The 20,339-nt window shown below is 68.9% G+C and carries 22 protein-coding genes; 9 read left to right on the top strand and 13 right to left on the bottom strand.

Going from position 1 to position 20,339, the window contains the following annotated elements:
* Positions 1-62: 62 nt before the first annotated feature.
* Both WOA58_RS08855 and WOA58_RS08850 read right to left on the bottom strand, forming a co-directional pair.
* The gene (locus WOA58_RS08855; RefSeq protein ID WP_340603830.1) at positions 63-1,007 is read right to left on the bottom strand and encodes an ArsA family ATPase; all 945 of its coding nucleotides are present in this window, start codon (positions 1,005-1,007) and stop codon (positions 63-65) included.
* Positions 1,007-1,303, bottom strand: coding sequence for a hypothetical protein (locus WOA58_RS08850; RefSeq protein WP_340603829.1), 297 nt, complete (start codon positions 1,301-1,303; stop codon positions 1,007-1,009). Before WOA58_RS08850 ends, WOA58_RS08855 begins: the two co-directional genes overlap by 1 nt.
* Before the next feature lie 78 nt (positions 1,304-1,381).
* On the opposite strand from WOA58_RS08850, the gene WOA58_RS08845 reads away from it, so the two are divergent.
* Positions 1,382-2,224 carry a VOC family protein gene (locus tag WOA58_RS08845; protein ID WP_340603828.1) on the top strand — a complete coding sequence of 281 codons (843 nt, stop codon included), beginning with the start codon at positions 1,382-1,384 and terminating at the stop codon, positions 2,222-2,224.
* Complete coding sequence (locus WOA58_RS08840; RefSeq protein WP_340603827.1) at positions 2,218-2,409, top strand: VOC family protein; 192 nt, start codon at positions 2,218-2,220, stop codon at positions 2,407-2,409. The genes WOA58_RS08845 and WOA58_RS08840 overlap by 7 nt, the downstream gene beginning before the upstream one ends.
* Here WOA58_RS08840 and WOA58_RS08835 read toward each other — a convergent pair.
* The gene (locus WOA58_RS08835; protein ID WP_340603826.1) at positions 2,394-2,657 is read right to left on the bottom strand and encodes a hypothetical protein; all 264 of its coding nucleotides are present in this window, start codon (positions 2,655-2,657) and stop codon (positions 2,394-2,396) included. The genes WOA58_RS08840 and WOA58_RS08835 overlap by 16 nt on opposite strands.
* An 84-nt stretch (positions 2,658-2,741) precedes the next feature.
* Here WOA58_RS08835 and WOA58_RS08830 point away from each other — a divergent pair, with 84 nt between their 5' ends.
* Positions 2,742-3,893 (top strand): CobW family GTP-binding protein, encoded by a 1,152-nt coding sequence (locus tag WOA58_RS08830; RefSeq protein WP_340603825.1) that lies wholly within the window; start codon positions 2,742-2,744, stop codon positions 3,891-3,893.
* Here WOA58_RS08830 and WOA58_RS08825 read toward each other — a convergent pair.
* Complete coding sequence (locus WOA58_RS08825) at positions 3,888-4,295, bottom strand: SRPBCC family protein (RefSeq protein ID WP_340603824.1); 408 nt, start codon at positions 4,293-4,295, stop codon at positions 3,888-3,890. The two genes, WOA58_RS08830 and WOA58_RS08825, sit on opposite strands and share 6 nt — an antisense overlap.
* Positions 4,296-4,349: 54 nt before the next feature.
* Here WOA58_RS08825 and upp point away from each other — a divergent pair, with 54 nt between their 5' ends.
* Together upp and WOA58_RS08815 are read left to right on the top strand one after the other, a co-directional pair.
* Positions 4,350-5,075 (top strand): uracil phosphoribosyltransferase, encoded by a 726-nt coding sequence (gene upp, locus WOA58_RS08820; protein WP_340603823.1) that lies wholly within the window; start codon positions 4,350-4,352, stop codon positions 5,073-5,075.
* Positions 5,076-5,106: 31 nt separating this feature from the next.
* Complete coding sequence (locus WOA58_RS08815; protein ID WP_340603822.1) at positions 5,107-5,307, top strand: DUF7569 family protein; 201 nt, start codon at positions 5,107-5,109, stop codon at positions 5,305-5,307.
* Positions 5,308-5,400: 93 nt separating this feature from the next.
* On the opposite strand, the gene WOA58_RS08810 is transcribed toward WOA58_RS08815, so the two are convergent.
* From WOA58_RS08810 to WOA58_RS08800, 3 genes are read right to left on the bottom strand one after another with little or no spacing between them, the layout of a single operon-like run.
* Positions 5,401-5,619, bottom strand: a complete 219-nt coding sequence (locus WOA58_RS08810; RefSeq protein WP_340603821.1) for a YgaP family membrane protein — start codon at positions 5,617-5,619, stop codon at positions 5,401-5,403.
* 44 nt (positions 5,620-5,663) lie between these two features.
* Complete coding sequence (locus tag WOA58_RS08805) at positions 5,664-7,670, bottom strand: S9 family peptidase (RefSeq protein ID WP_340603820.1); 2,007 nt, start codon at positions 7,668-7,670, stop codon at positions 5,664-5,666.
* A 44-nt stretch (positions 7,671-7,714) separates the two neighbouring features.
* Positions 7,715-8,311: an IMPACT family protein gene (locus WOA58_RS08800; RefSeq protein ID WP_340603819.1), complete on the bottom strand. Its 597-nt coding sequence runs from the start codon at positions 8,309-8,311 to the stop codon at positions 7,715-7,717.
* Between the two features lie 152 nt (positions 8,312-8,463).
* Here WOA58_RS08800 and WOA58_RS08795 point away from each other — a divergent pair, with 152 nt between their 5' ends.
* The 3 genes from WOA58_RS08795 (at position 8,464) to gdhB (ending at position 12,725) form a co-directional block, all read left to right on the top strand.
* A complete protein-coding gene (locus tag WOA58_RS08795; protein ID WP_340603818.1) occupies positions 8,464-11,211 on the top strand; it encodes a bacterio-opsin activator domain-containing protein in 2,748 nt (915 codons plus the stop codon).
* 66 nt (positions 11,212-11,277) lie between these two features.
* A complete protein-coding gene (locus WOA58_RS08790) occupies positions 11,278-11,451 on the top strand; it encodes a rubrerythrin-like domain-containing protein (protein WP_340603817.1) in 174 nt (57 codons plus the stop codon).
* 2 nt (positions 11,452-11,453) lie between these two features.
* Positions 11,454-12,725 carry a glutamate dehydrogenase GdhB gene (gdhB, locus tag WOA58_RS08785; protein ID WP_340603816.1) on the top strand — a complete coding sequence of 424 codons (1,272 nt, stop codon included), beginning with the start codon at positions 11,454-11,456 and terminating at the stop codon, positions 12,723-12,725.
* A gap of 1 nt (position 12,726) precedes the next feature.
* Here gdhB and WOA58_RS08780 read toward each other — a convergent pair whose 3' ends face one another.
* From WOA58_RS08780 to WOA58_RS08760, 5 genes are all read right to left on the bottom strand, one after another.
* Positions 12,727-13,230, bottom strand: coding sequence for an amino acid-binding protein (locus tag WOA58_RS08780; protein ID WP_340603815.1), 504 nt, complete (start codon positions 13,228-13,230; stop codon positions 12,727-12,729).
* Positions 13,230-13,817, bottom strand: a complete 588-nt coding sequence (gene hisB / locus WOA58_RS08775) for an imidazoleglycerol-phosphate dehydratase HisB (RefSeq protein WP_340603814.1) — start codon at positions 13,815-13,817, stop codon at positions 13,230-13,232. The genes WOA58_RS08780 and hisB overlap by 1 nt, the downstream gene beginning before the upstream one ends.
* A gap of 38 nt (positions 13,818-13,855) precedes the next feature.
* The gene (locus tag WOA58_RS08770; protein WP_340603812.1) at positions 13,856-14,740 is read right to left on the bottom strand and encodes a transcription initiation factor IIB; all 885 of its coding nucleotides are present in this window, start codon (positions 14,738-14,740) and stop codon (positions 13,856-13,858) included.
* Positions 14,741-14,894: 154 nt separating this feature from the next.
* Entirely contained in the window at positions 14,895-15,320 is a 426-nt protein-coding gene (locus WOA58_RS08765) for an HIT family protein (protein WP_340603811.1), read from the bottom strand.
* Between the two features lie 32 nt (positions 15,321-15,352).
* Positions 15,353-16,024, bottom strand: coding sequence for a uracil-DNA glycosylase (locus WOA58_RS08760; protein WP_390220769.1), 672 nt, complete (start codon positions 16,022-16,024; stop codon positions 15,353-15,355).
* A 212-nt stretch (positions 16,025-16,236) separates the two neighbouring features.
* On the opposite strand from WOA58_RS08760, the gene ileS reads away from it, so the two are divergent.
* Entirely contained in the window at positions 16,237-19,464 is a 3,228-nt protein-coding gene (ileS, locus tag WOA58_RS08755; RefSeq protein ID WP_340603809.1) for an isoleucine--tRNA ligase, read from the top strand.
* Here ileS and prs read toward each other — a convergent pair.
* Entirely contained in the window at positions 19,456-20,304 is an 849-nt protein-coding gene (prs, locus tag WOA58_RS08750; protein ID WP_340603808.1) for a ribose-phosphate diphosphokinase, read from the bottom strand. The two genes, ileS and prs, sit on opposite strands and share 9 nt — an antisense overlap.
* Positions 20,305-20,339 lie beyond the last annotated feature (35 nt).

Here is a 20,339-nt window from a genome sequence, read left to right as displayed (position 1 = left end):
GTTACCCGTCCGAAATATAGGACATAGCCGACCTGTTATGACTCCCAGCCAACCGGACCGATCTACACGTCGACGTCGAGCTCCGCCGCGACCTCCGCCAGCAGGTCGCCCTTGATCTCCCGGACGCGGGTCCCGATCTCGCCGACGATCGGCGCGTCGAAGGACTCGTGCATCTCGTCGATCCGCTCGCGCTCGGTCGCGACCTTCTCGCGGAGGAAGCGCGCGCCCCGTCCCTCCTCGTGGGGTTCGGGCTCGGGCGTTCGCTTGTTGATCACGACCCCCTCGACCGAGAGGCCGTACTCGCGGTGGGTCGACAGCGAGCGCTCGGTCTCCCGGACCGAGAGCTCGTCGGGGGTACAGACGAGGTAGAACGCGCTCCCGCGGAGGGCCTCGCCGGCATACGAGAACCGTTCCTTCCGGCCCTGGAGTCGTGCCAGGATCGGATCGCCCTCGCGAACTCTCCTCGGTTCTTGCTTGCCGATGGCGGCCATCTCGAAGTAGTCGATGCTCTTCTCGCGCTTGTGGGCGAGCCGGTCGACCCACTTCTCGAGGAGATCGGGCAAGGAGAGCAGCCGCAGCGTCGAGCCCGTCGGCGAGGTGTCGAAGACCATGCGGTCGCAGTCCGCATCGCGCATCACGTCGATGAAGCGATCGAGCAGCGCCGCCTCGTACGCCCCTGGGGTGCGGTGGGCCATCTCGATCTGGAGGTCGATCTCGCCGGCCATCCCCGAACTGAGCTGCTCGCCCAATGCGCGTTTGGTCTCCTGGAGGTGTTCCTGCACCTCGGTCTCGGGGTCGATCTCCATCGCCCGCAGGTTCTCGATCCCCTCGACCGGGCGGGGGTCGTCGCCGAACTCCTGGTCGAAGACGTCGCCCGTGCTGTGGGCCGGGTCCGTCGAGACGACGAGGGTATCGAGGCCCGCCCGCGCGCATTTGAGCGCGTAGGCGCTGGCGACGGTGGTCTTTCCCACTCCTCCCTTGCCGCCGAAGAAGACGAACTCGGCCATCAGAAGTGGTACTGCTGGCCCTTTCGCTCGATCAGCGAGTCGCGATCCCACATCCGGCGCTGCCAGGCCTCGTACTCGTCGGTGAGGTGGGGAAGCAGCTCGGCGGTGTAGTACGAGACCGGCGAGGGGATCCCGAAGGCGTCGGGGAAGCAGGCGAGCATGAACTCGTCCTCGAGGTCTTCTGCCTCCTTCTCGATCGTCTCGTAGGCCGGGTGGCTGATCATCCCGTGATAGAGCCCCCGAGCCCACTCCTCCGCGACGCGCCGGAAGCGCGCGATCCGCTCCGCGAGGTCCATGGTGACCGATCCCACCCGTCCGCCCAAAACGGTGTCGCTCGGGCGATGGGTTATACCGAACCGGGACCTACTCCCCCCATGACGACACCGAACGCGCTTCCGTCCTCGACCCGCGTCGGCAGGGTCGCGCTGCGCGCGAACGACCCCGACGGGCTCGCCGAGTTCTACCGGGACGTGATCGGGCTCGACCCGATGGGCCGCGAGGAGGGGCGAACGACACTTGGGACGGGCGGGACGCCGCTGCTCGAACTGCTCGCCGACCCCGACGCGCCCGCGAGGGAGCCCGGCGAGACGGGGCTCTTCCATACGGCGTTCCGGGTCCCCACGCGGACGGCGCTGGGCGACGCCCTCGGGCGGATCCGCGAGCGCTGGAGCCTCGACGGCGCCTCCGACCACCGCGTGAGCGAGGCGCTCTACCTCACCGATCCGGAGGGAAACGGCGTCGAAGTCTACCGCGACCGTCCGCGCGAGGAGTGGCCGGTCGAGGACGGCCGGGTCGCGATGGACACCCTCCCGCTGGACCTCGACGGCCTCGCCGAGCGCCGGCGGGGGGCCGCCGGGGTTCCGGAGGGGACGACCGTCGGGCACGTCCACCTCGAGGTCTCCTCGCTCCCGCGCGCCCGCGAGTTCTACGTCGACGGGCTCGGGCTGGGGGTCCGCCAGGAGATGAGCGACGCGGCGCTCTTTCTCGCGGCCGGCGACTACCACCACCACGTCGGGCTGAACGTCTGGAACGGGCGGACGAGTCCGGCGAGCGGGCGCGGGCTGGCGTGGTTCGAGCTGTGCGTTCCCGATCGCGAGACGCTGGCGGCGGTCCGTGAGCGGGTCGGAGCCGGGGACGCGGGCTCCGAAACCGACTCCCTCACCCTCGCGGACCCCGACGGGATCGAACTCCGCGTTCGGGTCGAGGACGCATGCTGAGGGACGTCACCGGCTTTCACCACGTGACCGGCCTCGCGGGCGACCCGGGGGTCAACGGCGATTTCTCCGTCGAGCGGCTCGGCCTGCGCTTCCTCGAGCGGACGGTCAACCACGAGGACCGTGCGCTGATCGAATCGCGGCTTCCGTCCCTGCCAGTGCCATCGGTCGACTATCCGCGTCGGTAGTACACCGCGAGAAAGGCGAGCGTATACGACAGGAACCCTGCTGCGACGAACGCGCCGAGAACGCCACCGATCAGTACGCCGAGCGCGATCGATCCGCCGACGATCAGGAGCGCGAACAGCACCTCCAGGAGGGTCCACTGCTTGCGGAGTATCTCCTGACTGTCCCAGCCGTAGTACCGGGCAAGCACCGTCAGCACGACTGCGGAAAGCGGGAGTGCAGCGACGATCGCGGATTCGAGCGGACTCACGGTGCCCTTACCCGTCTCCAAACTGATAAATCAGTTTCGGCCGTGGGCGGTGCGTTGAAGCCCCGCGGGACCCCTTCTACCCGTATGGACGCGACCCCCGTGACGATCCTCTCGGGTGCGCTGGGTGCCGGGAAGACCACCCTGCTCAACCACCTCCTCGCCAACGCCGAGGAGCGCGTCGCGGTGCTGGTCAACGACATGGGCGAGCTGAACGTCGACGCGGAGCTGATCGCCGAGGGCGGCTCCGCGGACGGGATCGCCGAGCTCTCGAACGGCTGTATCTGCTGTGAGCTGCAGGACGACCTCGAGACCGCGGTGATGCGCCTGGCGCGCTCGCGGGAGTTCGACCACCTCGTCGTCGAGTCCTCGGGCATCTCCGAACCCGCGCCCGTCGCCCGGCTGTTCACGACCCGATCGAAGGCCGCCGCCGTCTACGACGTCGACACCCTCGTCACGGTGGTCGACGCCGCCGGATTCCACGACCTGTTCGCGGGCGAGGCCGAGCCCGGACGCGCGGAGACGGACGGGGGGGAGAGCCGCCCCCTTTCGGATCTCCTGATCGAGCAGGCCGAGTGCTGTGACGTGCTCGTTTTGAACAAGTGCGACCTCCTTTCGCCCACCGAACTGAACGAGGTCGAAGCCGTCCTGGAACGGCTCGCGCCCGAGGCCCGAATCGTCCGGACGGAGTTCGGGGCGCTCGACCCCGGCGAGATCCTTCATACGGGGCTGTTCGATCCGGACGCGGGGGTAGCGGACGACCACGAGCACTCCCACTCGGCCGACTCCGCCGATCACAACCACGATCACGCCGGCCCGGCCGAGGAGTACGGCGTGACCTCCTTCACCTACCGGCGACGGCGCCCGTTCGACCCCGAGAAGCTGGCCGTCCTGTTCGAGAACCTGCCCGAGGAGCTGGTCCGCGCGAAGGGGACGTTCTGGGTCGCGGGCCGGGACGCGAAGCTCCGGCTGAGCTACGCGGGCCGGATCGCGCGGGTGACAGCCGGCGAGCCCTGGATCGCCGCCCGCCCCGAGGTCGAGCGCGACCTCTACCGCGAGAACCGCCCCGACCTGGAGTGGGACGAGCGGTGGGGCGACCGCGAGCAGGCGCTCGTGTTCATCGGGCGCGAGCTCGACCACGGGGACCTGATCGGCCGGCTCGACGCCTGTCTCACCGACGCGGAGGACGGCGACGGAGGACCGTTTCCCGTCGAAGGGGCCGTCGAGTTCGAGTCATAGTGCCTCCTCGATGGCGTCGAGGGCGCGTTCGAGCTCGGTTTCGCGCTTCCAGGCCGCCACCCGGTCGGTGAGCACCCGCGGGAAGAGGTCGAGGGTCACCGTCGAGCTCATCCGGACGCGAGTCCCCTCGTTCTCGGGCGCGTAGGTGATCGTCGTCTCCATGTGCTCGAACGGGCCCGCCCCGCCCTCCTGCTCGTAGCGATAGCCGTCCTCGAGCTCCTCGAAGAACAGCCCCATCTCGAGGCCGCTCGCCCCGGCGATCACCCGGGTCCCGTCCCCGAGCTCGACGGTCTCGAGGGGTTCGAAGCTCCCCTCGTACTCGACGAGCGCCGCGGGCGAGAGCACCCGCTCGACCTGCCGCGTCGTCGCCCGAACGAACCGTGAGACGCTGACCTCGCGCATGCCGGGGATTCGGGGATCGGTACATTAAGGCCCTCGGCACGACCCTCTGGGAGTATGACCATCGAGGACCGCGACACCGCACACGTCATCACCCACGCCCTGGCGCGCGACACCCTCTCCCGGCTCCGTGACGTCGAGACCGAACAGGTCGGCTTCCGCAAGGGGCTCGTGAAGCTCGGGCGGATCTGTGGCTACGAGATCATCGACGGCAGCATGGAGACCGAGTACGTCGAGATCGAGACGCCCCTGGAGACGACGATGGGCGAGCGCGTCAAGGGTCTCGACGACGTCGTGATCATCAACGTGCTGCGGGCGGCGACGCCGTTCGTCGAGGGGCTTCTGAAGGCGTTTCCGCGGGCGAAACAGGGCGTCATCTCGGCGGGTCGCGACGAGGAGGCCGGCATGGACGAGGGCGAGTTCCCGATCACGATCGACTACGTGAAGCTGCCCGAGATCCGCGAGGACGACACCGTGATCGTCGCGGACCCGATGCTCGCGACCGGCTCGACGATGTGTGCCGTGCTCGACCGGATCCTCGACAACGTCTCGGGGAGTGAAACGACCGGAGGCTCGTCGGAGCAACGCTCCGACGGCGCCCCCGGGCCCGAACACCTGTTCGTCCTCTCGGCGGTCTCGGCGCCCGACGGGCTGGTCAGGGTCGGCGAGCAGTTCCCCGAGGCCGAGCTGCTCACCGTCTCGATCGACGACCGCCTGAACGACGACGGCTTCATCGTCCCCGGGCTGGGCGACGCGGGCGATCGCGCGTTCCGGACGACGTAAGGGCTATTCGGCTGGCGGTTCGAGACCGCTCATGACCGACGTTCCGTGCGACGACTGTGGTAAGGAGGTCGCGGCCCCCCTCTCGCGGACCGTCTCGCTGTCGGTGGACGGTTCGGAAGTCGACTCCCAGACCCTCTGTCCGGGCTGTTTCGCCGATTGGATCGAACGCTACGAGCGCCGGATGGGTTCGGACCCTACCCCCTCGATCGACGGGATCGACTTCGTCGAGTGAACCCCCTTTCTTCGGGTCGAAACCGCCGGACGTGAGCGACCCACGATCCCGATCGCTTGAGGCGAAACGCACCCCCCGAACGCTATATATTCCTCACCAGCCGAGCTCGGCACGCTCGGCGTGTCCGCAGGTATCGATCCCGAACAGGGCGTTGGCCGGACAGCGCTGGATCGCCGCGGTGAGCAGCAGGTCCGCGCCCGTGATCAGTGCGGCGACGCGCCCGAGCCCCCTCGCCCGGAGGGCGTAGGCGAGCAGCGCGATCCCGGCGAGTATCCGGAGACGGCGATCGATCCCGCCGACGTTCTTGTCCATGCCCGGCCGCACGTCGCGAGGGGCCTTGAGCCTTCAGATACCTGTCACCCCTCTTCACGGTCGTCGGCGGACAGCCCCTCCTCGCCGCGCTCGAGGGCTTTCGGTACCTCGTGGCGCTCGGAATACCCGTCGAACCAGCGCGCGATCCGCTCGATGCGGTCGACGACGTGGGCCGGCTCGCCCGAACGGGAGAGCTCGTGGCCCTCGCGGGGATACCGCACCAACCGTGTCTCGACGCCGTTCTTCTTCAGGAACAGGTAGAACATCTCCCCGTTGTTCACGGGCACCCGGTAGTCCTCGTCGGCGTGGATCACGAGCGTCGGCGTCTCGACCTCGCCCGCGTGGGCGACGGGTGACTGCTCCCAGAGGAACTCCGGCTCGTCCCACGGCTCGGCCCCGAAATCCCACTCGACGAGCTTGAACGCGTCCGTCGAGCCGTAGAAGGAGGCCAGATCGTAGACGCCGCGCTGGGCGACGGCTCCCTCGAATCTATCCGTATGGCCGACGATCCAGCCGGTCATATACCCTCCAAAACTCCCTCCCGTCACGAACTGCTGGTCCGCGTCGACGTACTCCCGTTCGCAGACCGCGTCCGCGCCCGCGAGCACGTCCCGCATCGTCACCGCGCCCCAGTCGCGCTCGATGGCGGCCATGTGCTCCTCGCCGTAGCCCGTCGAGCCCCGCGGGTTGCACCAGAAGACGACGTAGCCCCGCGCCGCGAGCGTCTGGAACTCGTGCCACATCGTCCCCGTCGTGCTCCACATCGCGTGGGGCCCGCCGTGGATCTCGACGACCAGCGGGTAGCTCTCGCCCGCCTCCATGTCGGGCGGCGTCAACAGCCAGCCTTGGACCTCCTCGCCGTCCGATTCGAACCACAGCTCCTCGGGCTGGGGCACCGCCCTGTCGGTCAGGTAGTCGCTGTTGACCCGCGTGAGGCGGTTGGTCTCCGCGCCGGCGGGCGTCGAGACGAACAGGTCGCCCGGATGGTCCCACTCGCTTTTGGTCGTCGCGACCGCGTCCCGGCCGGGATCGAACCCGTCGATATGGCCGCCCCGAACGACGGTTTCGAGGTCGCTTCCGTCCCCACGAACGCGTCGGAGCACCACGTCCCCCTCGTCGGGCGTGAGGAAGTAGAGGTGCTCCCCCTCGGGGCCCCACTTCGGTATCCCTTCCAGCGTTCGGTCCAGCGACTCGGTGACGGTCGTCTCGGTTTCCGCCCCGCGATCGAACACCCGGATCTCGGTCTGCCGGAGCGTCGATCCCTCGTCGGGCGTGTAGTGGTAGGCGACCCGGCCGTCGGGGGTCGCCGCGAGGCCGATCGCCCAGCTGGTCGTCCGGACGACGACCTCCTCGCTTCCGTCCTCGAGATCGTGGGCGATCACGTCGTGGATCGCGTTGTCGTCGGGGTCGTCGGTGCGTTTCGCGGCGTAGTAGAGGGTAGAGGAATCGCCCCACTCGGGTGCGACGTGGTCGTGGTCGCCGTCGGTGAGCCGCGTGACCCCGTCGTCCGCGAGATTCACGGTGTAGACGTGGCTGCGTCCGCCGTCGAAGTAACGCCCGCCCGCCCGGTAGACCAGCCGGTCGATCACGCGCGGGTCGGACGTCTCGGGCTCGTAGTCGGGGTCCGCGAGATCGAGGTCCCGGCCCTCCTCGCGGTCCTCCTCCGTGCTCGACTGGGTGAACGCGATCGCCTCGCCGTCGGGGCGCCACGCGATGCCCGAGACGCCGCCGACCACGTCCGTGACTGGCCGGGCCTCGCCGCCGTCCACGGGGGCGACCCAGAGCTGGGGACGGTCGTCGTCGCCGCGCGTGCTGACGAACGCCAGCCGGTCGCCGGAGGGGCTCCAGCGCGGCTCCGAGTCGACCCCCTCCGCGAGCGTGAAACGCCGGGGCTCGCCCCCGCCCAGGGAGGCAGTGTAGATTGTCGCCTCGCACTCCTCGTCGTCCCTCGGAACCGTCCGCACGAACGCCACGCGCTCGCCGTCGGGCGACAGTCGGGGATCGCCCACCCGAACGAGGTCATGGTAGTCGCTGGCACTGATCGTCTGCATGGTTCGACCTCACGAGCCGGGGCGAATAGGGTTTCGATCCGAAACTACTCGATCCCGACCCGCCCGCTCGTCGCGTCCCTGAGCCGATCACAGAACGCCTCGCGCTCCTCGCTCGGGACCCGGACCGCGAAGGAGACGCGTTCGTCGTAGGCGGCCTCGAACTCGCAGCCGGAGCTCTCGATGATCCCTCGCACCGTTCCCGAATCGTCGTACCCGGCGGTGATCGAGAGCCGGGTGTGGGGCCGTTCCTCGACGGTTCCGGCGGCCTCGATCGCCTCGCTGACGGCTCGCGAGTACGCTCGTACCAGTCCCCCGTACCCCAGGTTGGTGCCACCGTAGTAGCGCGTGACGACGCAGGCGACGTTCTCGATCCCCTCGCCCTGGAGCACGTTCAGGGCGGGTTTTCCCGCCGACCCGGAGGGCTCGCCGTCGTCGCTCGCGTACTCGCGGAAGGGGTCGGCCCGCACCCGGTAGGCGGGGACGTTGTGGGTGGCGTCCGCGTACTCGTCTTCGACCTCCGCGACGAACGACTCGGCGGCGTCGACCGTCTCCGCGGGCGCGATATGGCCGATGAACTCCGAGCCCCGCACCTCGAAGGCGGCGCTCGCCCGACCCGAAACGGTGCGGTAGGTCTCGCTCACGGCCGCGCTACGCTTCGTCGGTCCAAAGGGGTATCGACCGTTCCGGCCGACGTGGTCGGGGCTCCGGTCGGCGGTTCAGAGGGTCGATACGGGTCCGGTGACGGCCGTGCGGTAGGGCGGCGCTTATCCGCCGCGGACGGCTACGAACGGCGATGGCAGTCCCCGATACCGGTCCACCGCGACTCCTGCTGGTCGGCAACGAGACGTGGCTCTCGGCTGTCCGCGAGGCGTTCGACACGCCTCGGACGTCGGTCGCCGTGGACGCGACGGAGGCGCTCGACCGCCTCGACAACGCCCGGATCGACTGCGTGATCAGCGCGCTCTCGTTCCCCGACGGGAGCGCACCCGACCTGCTTCGGGCGGTTCGCGAGGACCGCCCGACCCTCCCGGTCGTCGTCTACGCGCGCTCGGGCGACGAGGAACGCGCGAGCGAGGCGATCGGGGCGGGCGCGACCGACTACCTCCCTGCCGACGCGACGGCGCCGGCCACCCTCCGCGAGCGGGTCGCCTCGGCGATCGAGGCCGGACGTGCCCGCGAGGAGCGCGATCGGCGCGCCCGGCAGTTCGACGCGCTGTTCGACGGGTCGCTGTCGGCGACGTGGCTGCTCGATTCGACGGGTGCGGTCCGGCGGGCGAACGACGCCGCCCGGTCGTTCTCGCCCGTCGAAACGGACCACGAGGAGCCGCTCTGGAACCACGCGTGGGTGGCGGAGACGGATCGCGACCGGCTGCGAGGCGCAATCGAGCGCGGGGCCGGCGGCGACTCCTCGACCGTCCTCCTCGACTGTGCGGACGACGAGCGAACGCCGGAGACGGTCGAGCTGGCGGTTCGACCGGTCTCCGGGACGGAGCACCTGCTCGTGACGGCCGTCGACGTCAGCGAGCGTGTCGAACTCGCCGACGAGCTCCGGCGTTCGGAGGAGCTCCACCGCGTGACGCTCAACAACATGACCGACACGGTACTGGTCACCGACGAGGAGGGCCACTTCACATATATCTGCCCCAACGTCCACTTCATCTTCGGCTACACGGTCGAGGAGATCCGCGAGATGGGCACGATCGACGAGCTGCTCGGCCCCGACCTGTTCGACCCCGCCGAGCTCCGCGAGAAGGGCGTGTTGACGAACATCGAGTGTACCGCGACCGACCGCGCCGGCCGGGAGCACACCCTGTTGGTCAACGCCAAACGCGTCTCGATCCAGGGCGGCACCACCCTCTACAGCTGCCGGGACGTCACCACCCGGAAACAGCGCGAGCGCGCGCTCTCGACGTTACACGGGACCGCCCGCGAACTGCTGTACGCCGAGGGGAGCGGGGAGATCGCGGGGATCGTCGCGACCGACGCGACGGACGTGCTCGACGCCCCCGGGGCCGGCTGTTACCTTTTCGACGCCGAGGAGAACTCCCTCGAACCGGCGGCGACGACCGACGCGTTCGCCGCGGGGCGCTCGCTCGACCCGATCCGCCCCGGCGAGGACTCCCCGATCGGCCGGGCCTTCCTCCGGGGGTCGGTCGTCGTGGACGACGGCCTGCTCGCGGCCCCGCTGGGCGATCACGGCGTGCTGGTGGCCGACGCCGAGGGGGAGTTCGGAACGGTGCTCGAGGAGCTCGCGGATCTGCTGGCGGCGACCGCCGAGGCGGCGCTCGACCGCCTCGAACGCGAGCGCGCCCTCCACGACCGCGACCGGGAGCTCCGCGAGCGGAACCGCGAGCTCTCGCGGCTCAACCGGATCAACGACGTGATCCGGGGAATCGACGGGGCGCTCGTCGCCGCCGAGACCCGCGAGGAGATCGAACGCGCGGTCTGCGACCGGCTCACGACCGACGACCGCTACCGCTTTGCCTGGATCGGTGAACCCGACGGCGAGGGCGTCGTTCCCCGCGAGTGGGCGGGGGAGGGCCGCGAGTACCTCGACGGCCTCCCCTTCGAGGACGGCGACGAGCCCGCGCTCCGTGCGGCCGCGGGCGAGCCCGTCGCCGTCGGAAACGTCGCCGAGGGCTTTCGCGAGGCCCCGTGGCGGACGGCGGCGCTCGAACGCGGCTACCAGTCGGTGCTCAGCGTCCCGCTCTCCCACGAGGGACTCTCCTACGGCGTGCTGTCGGTCTACGCCGACCGCCCCAACGCCTTCGACGAGATGGCCCGAACGGTGTTCCTCGAGCTCGCCGACACCATCGCCGCGGCGCTCACCGCGGTCAAACAGCGCGACGCGCTTCTGAGCGACACGGTCACCGAGCTCGAGTACGAGACCCGCTCGGAGTCGTGTCCGGTGCTCGCGCTCGCGCTCGCGGCCGACTGCGGGGTCGCCCTCGACGGCGGCGTCCGGCGGGTCGAGGGCGGCGTGCTCGCGTTCGTCACCGCCGAGGGCGCGTCGCTCGACCGGGTTCGCGAGTCAGCGGACGACGTCGCCACCATCGAGGAGGCGACCCCCATCGCCGAACGCGAGGACGGCGGCGTCCTCTGGCTCCGGCTCGCCTCGCCGTTCGTCGGGAGCCGGCTCGCCGATCACGGCGCGACCCTCCGAACCCTGCGGGCGAGCGCCGACGACGCGAGCGCCCGACTGATCGTCGACGTCCCGAACCCGACCGACGTCCGCGCGGTCGACGGGGCGCTCACGGAGCTGTACGCCGACGCGACGCTGCTGTCCCAGCGCGAGCGCGCCGGAGAAAGCGGGCCCGACCACACCCGGTCGGCGCTCCTCGAACGGCTCACCGACCGCCAGCTGGAGGCCGTCAGGACGGCCTACCACAGCGGCTTCTTCGAGTCGCCCCGTGCCTGCTCGGGCGAGGCCGTCGCCGACGCGCTCGGAGTCAGCGCCTCGGCGTTCTACCAGCTCAACCGGGCCTCCCAGCGCCGGCTCTTCGGGGCGCTGTTCGACGGGGGCTTCACTATTGAAGCATGAGGAACCATAACAGACTTCTCAGTTGAACCCCTGCGTACTTCGCCGTCCGGCAAGTATTGCATGCCGATGACAGCAAACGGTACCTCACCGACCCTGACGTGGGACGTCGCCTCCGCCGCCGAGACCGAATCGGCCTACGAGTGTCTCGACTGTGGCACCCGTGTGACCGGGACGTCACACCCCGGCTCGTGTCCGAACTGCGACGCCTCGTTCCGGAACTGCGCGACCTCGATCGAGTGACCATGAGCGTTCCCGTTACCGAGAAGCGAGAGGAGCCCGAGACGGCGCTCGCGACGGCGCGCCGACAGCTTGAGCGAGCAGCAGCCCACGTCGACATCGATCCCGCGACCGTCGAGCGGCTGAAACACCCCGCGCGCGTCCAGCGCGTCTCGCTGCCGGTCGAGCGCGACGACGGGAGCCTCGAGGTGTTCACGGGCTATCGCGCCCAGCACGACAGCGTTCGGGGCCCGTTCAAGGGCGGGATGCGCTATCACCCCGGCGTCACCGAGGACGAGTGCATCGGCCTCTCGATGTGGATGACATGGAAGACCGCGGTGATGGACCTGCCCTTCGGCGGCGCGAAGGGGGGCGTCGTGGTCGACCCCAAGGGGCTGAGCGACGGCGAGACCGAGCGGCTGACCCGCCGGTTCGCCCAGGAGCTGCGCGACACCGTCGGTCCGATGCACGACATCCCGGCGCCCGACATGGGGACCGACGCCGAGACGATGGGCTGGTTCATGGACGCCTACAGCGTGCTGCAGGGCGAGACCACGCCCGGCGTCGTGACCGGCAAGCCGCCGGTGATCGGCGGGAGCCACGGCCGTGAGGAGGCGCCCGGCCGGAGCGTGGCGATCGTCGTCCGGGAGGCGTGTGCGTACCACGATCTCCCGATCGAGGAGGCGACGGTCGCGGTCCAGGGCTACGGCAGCGTCGGCGCGAACGCCGCGCGCCTGCTCGACTCGTGGGGCGCGTCGGTCGTCGCTGTCAGCGACGTCAACGGCGCGGCCTACGACCCCGACGGGCTCGACACCGCGTCGATCCCGACCCACGAGGAGGAGCCCGAGGCGGTCACGCGAGTCGCGGATCACGTGATCGGGAACGACGAGCTGCTGGAGCTCGACGTCGACGTGGTGGTGCCGGCGGCCGTCGGCAACGTCATCACCGCCGACAACGCCGACGCGATCGCCGCGGATCTCGTCGTCGAGGGAGCGAACGGCCCGACGACGGTCACGGGCGACTCGATCCTGCGCGAACGCGGGGTGTCCGTGATTCCCGACATCCTCGCGAACGCCGGGGGCGTCACCGTGAGCTACTTCGAGTGGCTCCAGGACATCAACCGGCGCTCGTGGAGCCACGAGCGCGTCAACGAGGAGCTCGAATCGGAGATGCTTCGCGCGTGGAACGCGGTCGCGGATCGCGTCGAGGAGCACGACCTGGCGTGGCGCGACGCCGCCTACGTGCTCGCGCTCGAACGGCTCGGGGCCGCCCACGAGGCCCGCGGGCTGTGGCCGTAGGTTACTGGAGTTCGAGTTTTCGGACGAACGGCAGCTCGCGCAGTTCGTTGAGCACGCTCCCCGGAACCGGCTCGTCGGTGACGATGTAGAGGCGCGGTTCGTCGGTGAACTCGGGGTCCTCGCTCACCGTCTGGCGGATCGAGATGCCGTTGTCCGCGAGCAAGCCAGTGACGGAGGCGACGATCCCCTCCTGGCCCGCGTCCCGGACCGCGATCGTCAGCGTCGAGAGGTCGATGACGGGCGCCAGATCCATCAGGCTCGGGATCTGGGAGATGTTCTGGAAGACGAGCCTGAGCTCCTCGTCGTCGAGGATCGCGTCCGTCGTGGAGTCGACCACCCGGCGATCGACGTCGATCTCGCGGGCGACCTGCGTGTTGGGGATCTCGATCCCGCCCGAGACGACCCGTCCCTCGTCGTTGACCGAGAAGCCGCGTTCGAGGAGCAGGCGAATGACCGCCTGCTGGCTGGGCGACCCCTCGAACTTGGCCATGATCTCATCGAACATCACAGCTGGCCCTTCGTGCTCGGGGTCCCGCCCCGGCGCTCGTCAATCCGGGTCGCGTCGTCGAGCGCGCGAGCGAGGCATTTGAACAGCGCCTCGATCTCGTGGTGGGCGTTCTCGCCCTCGACCTCCAGGTGGAGCGTGAGCCCGGCGTTCATCGCCAGCGACTCCGCGAAGTGCCGGGCCATATCGCTGGTCAGCTCGCCCACCGAGTCCTGGGAGAACTCGCCGTCGAAGTAGAAGCGGGGCCGGCCACTGACGTCGACTACTACGGAGGCGACTGCCTCGTCCAGTGGCACCCGTCGATCCGCGTACCGGACCATCCCCGACTTGTCGCCGACGGCTTCCTTGAGAGCGTCCCCGAGGACGATCCCGACGTCCTCGACGGTGTGGTGGTCGTCGATCCCCAGGTCGCCCTCGCACTGAAGCGTGAGATCGAAGAGGCCGTGTGTCGCGAAGGCGGTCAACATGTGATCGAAGAAGGCGATCCCGGTCTCGATCTCCGCGTCGCCGTCTCCGTCGAGGTCGAGCGAGCACTCGATCTCGGTCTCGGCGGTCCCTCTCGATCGCTCCGCCGTCCGGTCGGTCATGGCCGAGCGAACACGCCGGGGGCACATGGCGGTTGCGCTTAGCCGGTCAGGTCGGCCTCGCACAGCGCCTGATACGTGACTCGGATCGTCGGTGGGCTCACGTCGGCGACGTCGGCGGCCTGCTTCTGGGTGACCCCTGCCTCGCGCTCCCGCGCGGCCGTATAGAGGCAGGCCGCCGCGACGCCGGCGGGGTTGTGCCCGCCGATCAGCTCGTCCTCGACCGCCGATTCGAGCAGCTCGGTCCCGCGGGCCCGGACCTCCCGCGGGAGGTCGAGTCGGCTCCCGAACCGGGGGATGTAGTCCCCGGGATCGAGCGGCCCGACGGGAAGGCCGAGCTCGCGGTTGATCGCGTCGTAGGCGGCGTCGAGCTCCGGCCGGGTGGCGCGTGAGGCGTCGAGGATCTCGGCGCGGGTCCGCGAGACGCCGTGGACCCGGCAGGCCGCGTACACCGTCGCGGCGGTGAACCCCTCGAGCGAGCGCCCGGTGACGAGCTCCTCGTTCTGGGCGGAGCGAAACAGCGAACACGCCTGGTCCCGGATCGAGTCGGGAAGCGCCAGCGCCGAGCTCAGCCGGCGGATCTGCATGAACACGTCGCGCTGGTTACGATCGGCCTTCGTCTCGCACTGGGGCCACCGGTTCTGCTTTCGCATCCGGGCGTACAGCCTACGTTTTCGCCCGGTCGCCCTGTTGAGCCCGCCGTAGCCGATCTCCGTCGAGAGCCCGTAATCGTGACGGGAGCGCGAGAGCGGCGCGCCGGTTCGCCGGCGGTCGGTATCGTCGTCCTCGAACGAGCGCCACTCCGGACCGGGGTCGATCCGCTCCTCGCTGACGACCAGCCCGCATTCGGTGCAGACGGTCTCTATCTCCTCGGTCATGAGCGCGCTATCACATTCCGGACAGACGGTGGGGGTGTCGACTGTCATGTCAGTATAATATAACAGACTCATATTTAAATCTACCTTTAGAAAAGGCAAATCAATTTGGGGATGCCCCCTTCGAACCGCCAGTCACGACGTCAGTAATGGAAGGGGCCTACGCCTGATTGTTCGCGGAGATCCTCTTCGCGATATGGCCGGACTATGCCTGGCTGTTCGCCGAGATTCTCTCGGCAATATCGTCCAGCTCGTCGTCGTCGAGGTTCGGGGACTCGCCCGCGGCGGCGTGGATCGGGCCGCCGCCGTCGCCCTCGAACCGGGGGACGATGTGACAGTGGACGTGGGGGACCTCCTGGCCGGCGGCCTCGCCGTTGTTGAACGCGACCGTCGTGGCGGGGGCGTCGACGGCCTCCTCCACCGCGGGGATCAGCTCGTGGATCGTCGCGTAGAGGTCCGCGGCGACGTCCTCGGGGACGTCGTTCAGTCGTTCGTACTCCTCTCTGGGGATGACGAGGGTGTGGCCCGGTGCCAGTGGGTTGGCGTCGAGAAACGCGAACGCCGTCTCGTCCTCGTGGACGACCCGCGCGGGGATGTCGCCGTCGATGATCTGGCTGAAGATGCTTGCCATGTCTCGACGTGTGACGGCTCGGAGTAAGAAAGTTACCCGCCTGCACACAGCGCGTCGAGCTCCTCGCGCAGCTCCGCGCGGTACTGCTCGGGCTCGTAGCCCAGCCGCGCGATCCAGATGTTCTGATAGGATGGGTGAAGCACGGGCAGGAGCGGCGTCGAGAGCGCCTCGCAGTCGATGGGCGTCAGGACGTGATCCGTAAAGCCATTCAGGCTCTTCCCGTCGAGCGCGAGCAGCGTCTCGGTGGCGTGCTTCCCGGTCGGGACGATCGCGTCCGGCTCGATCTGCTCGACCTCGGTCACGAGGTGGGTCCGGCAGGTCGCGAGTTCCTCGTCGGTGGGCTCGCGATTGGAACCCTCGCCGTCCGGCGGGAAGCACTTCACGGCGTTCGTGTAGTAGGCGTCGTGGTAGCCGACGTCCTCCATCAGGTCGCGGATCACGCGCCCGGAATGGCGGGCGGTGTAGGCCATCCCGGTCCAGTTGCCGCCCTTCCACCGGTCGGCCTCAGGCGTCCCCGCGCCGGGGGCCTCGCCGACGACCAGCACGTCGGCGTCCAAGGGGCCGGTCCCCCACGAGATGCACTCGCGGGTCTCGGCGAGGTGGGGACACCGGGTGCAGTTCGGTTCGAGGACGTTGCGTGAATCAGGGTACTCGGGCACGGTCGATTCGAGGAGTTCGCCGGCCAAAGCCGTGTCGAGTCGCAACGAAAGGCGGTGGCCAGCGCGAGCGTGGCTGCCACTTTCGGCAGCCACGCGAGCGGGACGGGGTAGGGTTGGCGTCCTCGGAAGCGGCGCGTGATCGCGCGCCGCGACTAGGCGGGCCTGGCCGGAAATGAAAAGGGCGAGGCACGCACGCCAGTGCGTGCCGAGGGCTTTCGACCGAACGCTCTTTACCGCCCCGTCGGATTCCTACTGGTATGAGCAGGTCCGATATCGACGAGGAGGACCATCCCTCGGAGGGCGCGCGGTTCGGGGAGGTGCCCGACCAGTACGACCCCGAGGCGGTCGAGGAGCGGGTGTTCGAGTACTGGGACGAGGTCGACGCCTACGAGAAAACGAAAGAAGCGTTCGCCGACGAGGAGACGTTCTTCTTCGTCGACGGCCCGCCGTACACGTCGGGTGCGGCCCACATGGGCACGACGTGGAACAAGACGCTGAAGGACGCTTACATCCGCCAGATCCGGATGCAGGGCCACGACGTCACCGACCGCCCGGGCTACGACATGCACGGGCTGCCCATCGAGACGAAGGTCGAGGAGAAACTCGGCTTCGAGAACAAGAAGGACATCGAGGAGTTCGGGATGGAGAACTTCATCGAGGAGTGCCAATCCTTCGCGAACGAACAATTGGAGGGCCTACAGGACGACTTCAAGTCCTTCGGCGTCTGGATGGACTGGGAGAACCCGTACAAAACGGTCTCGCCGGAGTACATGGAGGCCGCCTGGTGGGGCTTCTCGCAGGTCGCGGATCGAGGATTGGTCGATCGGGGAAAACGCTCGATCAGCCAGTGTCCGCGCTGTGAGACCGCGATCGCGAACAACGAGGTCGAGTACGAGGACCGCGAGGACCCGACCGTCTACGTCGAGTTCCCGCTCGCCGAACGCGAGGGAAGCCTCGTCATCTACACGACGACGCCGTGGACCATCCCGGCGAACGAGTTCGTCGCGGTCGGCGAGGAGCTGACCTACCAGCGGGTCCGCGCGACGAGGAACGACGAAGAGGACGTCCTCTACGTCGCCGAGGGCTGTGTCGAGAACGTCCTCTCGAAGGGCCGCTACGAGGACTACGAGATCGAGGAGGAGCTTCCAGGCTCCGAGATGCTCGGCTGGGAGTACGACCACCCGCTGAGCGAGGAGGTCCCCGCGAACCCTGACGAGGAGGGGACCCGGCAGGTGTATCACGCCGACTACGTCGAGGCCGAGGACACCGGGCTGGTGCACTCCGCACCGGGCCACGGTGAGGTCGACTTCGAGCGCGGCACCGAACTCGACTTGCCCGTCTTCTGTCCGGTCGGCGGCGACGGCGTGTATACGAGCGAGGGCGGCAAATACGAGAACCAGTTCGTCAAGGACGCCGACGAGGAGATCACGGCCGATCTCGACGAGAAGGGCCTGCTCGTCGCCTCCGGAACGCTGACCCACTCGTACGGCCACTGCTGGCGGTGTGATACCCCCATCCTCCAGATGGCGACCGACCAGTGGTTCATCACGATCACCGACGTCAAGGACGAACTTCTGGATAACATCGAAGATTCGGAGTGGCATCCCCAGTGGGCACGGGACAACCGATTCAGGGACTTCGTCGAGAACGCCCCCGACTGGAACGTCTCGCGACAGCGCTACTGGGGGATCCCGATCCCGATCTGGGCTCCCGAAGGCTGGAGCGGGGAGATGGACGACGTGATCGTGATCGGTTCCCGGGAGGAGCTCGCCGAACGGGTCGATCAGGGGGTCGATCCCGACGAGGTGGACCTCCACCGCCCGACCGTCGACGAGCTGACGATCACCGAGGAGGGCACCACCTACGAGCGCGTCCCCGACGTCTTCGACGTCTGGCTCGACTCCTCAGTGGCCTCCTGGGGCACCCTCGACTACCCCGGCGACGAGGAGCGCTTCGACGAGCTCTGGCCCGCCGACCTCATCATGGAGGCCCACGACCAGACCCGCGGGTGGTTCTGGTCGCAGTTAGGTATGGGGACCGCCGCGCTCGGCGAGAGCCCCTACGACGAGGTGTTGATGCACGGGTTCGCCAACGACAGCGAGGGCAAGAAGATGTCCAAGTCCGTCGGCAACGTCGTCCAGCCCCACGAGGCGATCCGGAAACACGGCTCGGACGCGATGCGCCTGTTCCTGCTCTCGGTCAATCCGCAGGGCGAGGACATGCGCTTCTCGTGGGACGAGATGGCGACGATGGAACGGAACCTCAACATCCTCTGGAACGTCTTCCGGTTCCCGCTGCCGTACATGCGCATGGACGGGTTCGACCCCGAAGAGACGGACCTCGAGGCGGTCGATTCGGACCTCGAACTCGTCGACGAGTGGATCCTCGCCCGGCTCCAGACCGTGACCGGCGAGATGACCGAGGCCTGGGACGAGTTCCGCCAGGACCAGGCGCTCTCGGCGCTGATGGAGTTCGTCGTCGAGGACGTCTCGCGCTTCTACATCCAGGTCGTCCGCGAGCGGATGTGGGACGAGGAGGACAGCCCCTCGAAGAACGCCGCATATGCGACGCTCTATCACGTCCTCCAGCGGGTCTGTGCGCTGCTCGCGCCGTATACCCCATTCATCACCGAGGAGATCCACGGCGCGCTCACCGACGAGTCGGCGCCCGACACCGTCCACATGCTCGAGTGGCCCGAGGTCGACGAGTACTGGCTCGACGAGCGCCTCGAGACCGACATCGAGCTCGTTCGCGCGGTCGAGGAGGCGGGCTCGAACGCCCGCCAGCGGGCCGAGCGCAAGCTCCGCTGGCCCGTCTCTCGGGTCGTGGTCGCGGCGGGCGACGACCGCCTCGCGGAGGCCGTCGGCCGCCAAGAGGAACTCCTCGAGGACCGGCTCAACGCCCGTGAAGTGCGCGTGGTCGCGCCCGGCGAGCGTTTCGAGGAGCTCGCCTACAGCGCCGCGGCCGACATGAGCGTGCTCGGGCCCGAATTCGGCGATCGAGCGGGAGAGGTCATGGGCGCGCTCAACGAGGCTCGCGTCGAGGATCCGTCCTTAGAGGCCCTCGAGGCCGCCATCTCGAAGGCGCTCGGCGAGGAGGTCGAGCTCCGCGAGGAGATGGTCGAGTTCACCGAGGAGACTCCCGAGGGGATCTCGGGCTCGCGGGTCACCATCGAGGGCGACGACCACGGCGTCGTCTACGTCGACACCGAGCTCACCGAGGGAATCGAGAGCGAGGGCTACGCCCGCGAGGTCATCCGGCGGGTCCAGGAGATGCGAAAGGAACTGGACCTCCCGCTCGACGCCCCGATCCGCCTCGACCTCGACATCGCGGACGATCGGGTCGCGAGGCTCGTCACGGAGCACGAGGAGCTGATCACCGATGAGGTCCGCGCGGAGGAGCTGGGGACCGTCGAGGACGGCCACCGCCGCGAGTGGGAGGTCGAAGGGATCGGGATGGAGATCGCGATCGACTCGCTAGAATGAGCGGATCGCCTCGGCCAGTGGCCGGGCGACGCTGACCTCGCTCTCGGCGCGCTCGATCGTGTCGGTGCCGTAGACCCGCTCGACGCCCGCCCGCGCGAGCTTCGTCCTGGCGTTGGCCGCGAGCATCGGGTGGACGCAGGTCACGAACACTCTCCTCGGCCCTTCGAGCGCGGCGATCGCCCCACTCATCGTCGAGCCCGTCGCGACGATGTCGTCGGCGATCACGACGTCCCGATCCTCCACGTCGACGTCGCTGGGCGTGATCTCGACCTCGCTGCCCGAATGGCGCACTTTCTCGAAGTAGTCGGCCTCGCCCTCGCCGTAGCTCTCTCGAACGGTCTCGGCGAGCTCGATCGCCCCCGCGTCGGGCGAGAGGAAGACGGGATCCGCGAGTTCGGGGAGGGGATCGGCGAGCACGCCCGCGCCGTCGACCGCGTGTGCGGGCACCGGGAAGTGTTCGAGCGCGCTCTCCTCGTGGGGCGAGACGGTCAGCACGCGGTCGGTGCCCGTGCTCACCGCGCGGGCGACCGCGCGGACGGAGACGGGCTGGCCCGGCTCGAAGGCGTCGTCCTGGCGGGCGTAGCCCATGTACGGCAGGACGGTCGTGATCTCCGAAACGCCGCTTTCGCGCAGGGCGTCCTGGAGCTGGAGCAGCTCGAGATGGGCGTCGCTCGTCGTCGTCGAGGCGACCACGACGGCCGAATCGGTCTCGATCTCGGGCGCCGCCGCGAGCAGCTCGCCGTCGGGGAAGCGCTCGAACTCGACGGGCGCGAGCGGCCGGTCGAGCTCGCTTGCCAGGGCCGCCGCCAGCGACTGTGAGGACGAACCGGGTACGATCATACAGGGGTTCTGCCGGGCGCGCTAAACCCGTTTTC

This window comes from Halalkalicoccus tibetensis, from assembly GCF_037996645.1.
GTDB classification, from domain to species: Archaea; Halobacteriota; Halobacteria; order Halobacteriales; family Halalkalicoccaceae; genus Halalkalicoccus; species Halalkalicoccus tibetensis.
Note: the sequence above shows the minus strand (reverse complement) of the source record. Positions and strands in the feature narration are given on the sequence as shown.

Bases quoted from the DNA above. Each gene is read 5' to 3' on its own strand.
- WOA58_RS08855 (WP_340603830.1), bottom strand. From the start codon at position 1,007: ATGGCCGAGTTCGTCTTCTTCGGCGGCAAGGGAGGAGTGGGAAAGACC.
- WOA58_RS08850 (WP_340603829.1), bottom strand. From the start codon at position 1,303: ATGGACCTCGCGGAGCGGATCGCGCGCTTCCGGCGCGTCGCGGAGGAG.
- WOA58_RS08845 (WP_340603828.1), top strand. From the start codon at position 1,382: ATGACGACACCGAACGCGCTTCCGTCCTCGACCCGCGTCGGCAGGGTC.
- WOA58_RS08840 (WP_340603827.1), top strand. From the start codon at position 2,218: ATGCTGAGGGACGTCACCGGCTTTCACCACGTGACCGGCCTCGCGGGC.
- WOA58_RS08830 (WP_340603825.1), top strand. From the start codon at position 2,742: ATGGACGCGACCCCCGTGACGATCCTCTCGGGTGCGCTGGGTGCCGGG.
- WOA58_RS08825 (WP_340603824.1), bottom strand. From the start codon at position 4,295: ATGCGCGAGGTCAGCGTCTCACGGTTCGTTCGGGCGACGACGCGGCAG.
- upp (WP_340603823.1), top strand. From the start codon at position 4,350: ATGACCATCGAGGACCGCGACACCGCACACGTCATCACCCACGCCCTG.
- WOA58_RS08815 (WP_340603822.1), top strand. From the start codon at position 5,107: ATGACCGACGTTCCGTGCGACGACTGTGGTAAGGAGGTCGCGGCCCCC.
- WOA58_RS08810 (WP_340603821.1), bottom strand. From the start codon at position 5,619: ATGGACAAGAACGTCGGCGGGATCGATCGCCGTCTCCGGATACTCGCC.
- WOA58_RS08805 (WP_340603820.1), bottom strand. From the start codon at position 7,670: ATGCAGACGATCAGTGCCAGCGACTACCATGACCTCGTTCGGGTGGGC.
- WOA58_RS08795 (WP_340603818.1), top strand. From the start codon at position 8,464: ATGGCAGTCCCCGATACCGGTCCACCGCGACTCCTGCTGGTCGGCAAC.
- WOA58_RS08790 (WP_340603817.1), top strand. From the start codon at position 11,278: ATGACAGCAAACGGTACCTCACCGACCCTGACGTGGGACGTCGCCTCC.
- gdhB (WP_340603816.1), top strand. From the start codon at position 11,454: ATGAGCGTTCCCGTTACCGAGAAGCGAGAGGAGCCCGAGACGGCGCTC.
- WOA58_RS08780 (WP_340603815.1), bottom strand. From the start codon at position 13,230: ATGTTCGATGAGATCATGGCCAAGTTCGAGGGGTCGCCCAGCCAGCAG.
- hisB (WP_340603814.1), bottom strand. From the start codon at position 13,817: ATGACCGACCGGACGGCGGAGCGATCGAGAGGGACCGCCGAGACCGAG.
- WOA58_RS08770 (WP_340603812.1), bottom strand. From the start codon at position 14,740: ATGACAGTCGACACCCCCACCGTCTGTCCGGAATGTGATAGCGCGCTC.
- WOA58_RS08765 (WP_340603811.1), bottom strand. From the start codon at position 15,320: ATGGCAAGCATCTTCAGCCAGATCATCGACGGCGACATCCCCGCGCGG.
- ileS (WP_340603809.1), top strand. From the start codon at position 16,237: ATGAGCAGGTCCGATATCGACGAGGAGGACCATCCCTCGGAGGGCGCG.
- prs (WP_340603808.1), bottom strand. From the start codon at position 20,304: ATGATCGTACCCGGTTCGTCCTCACAGTCGCTGGCGGCGGCCCTGGCA.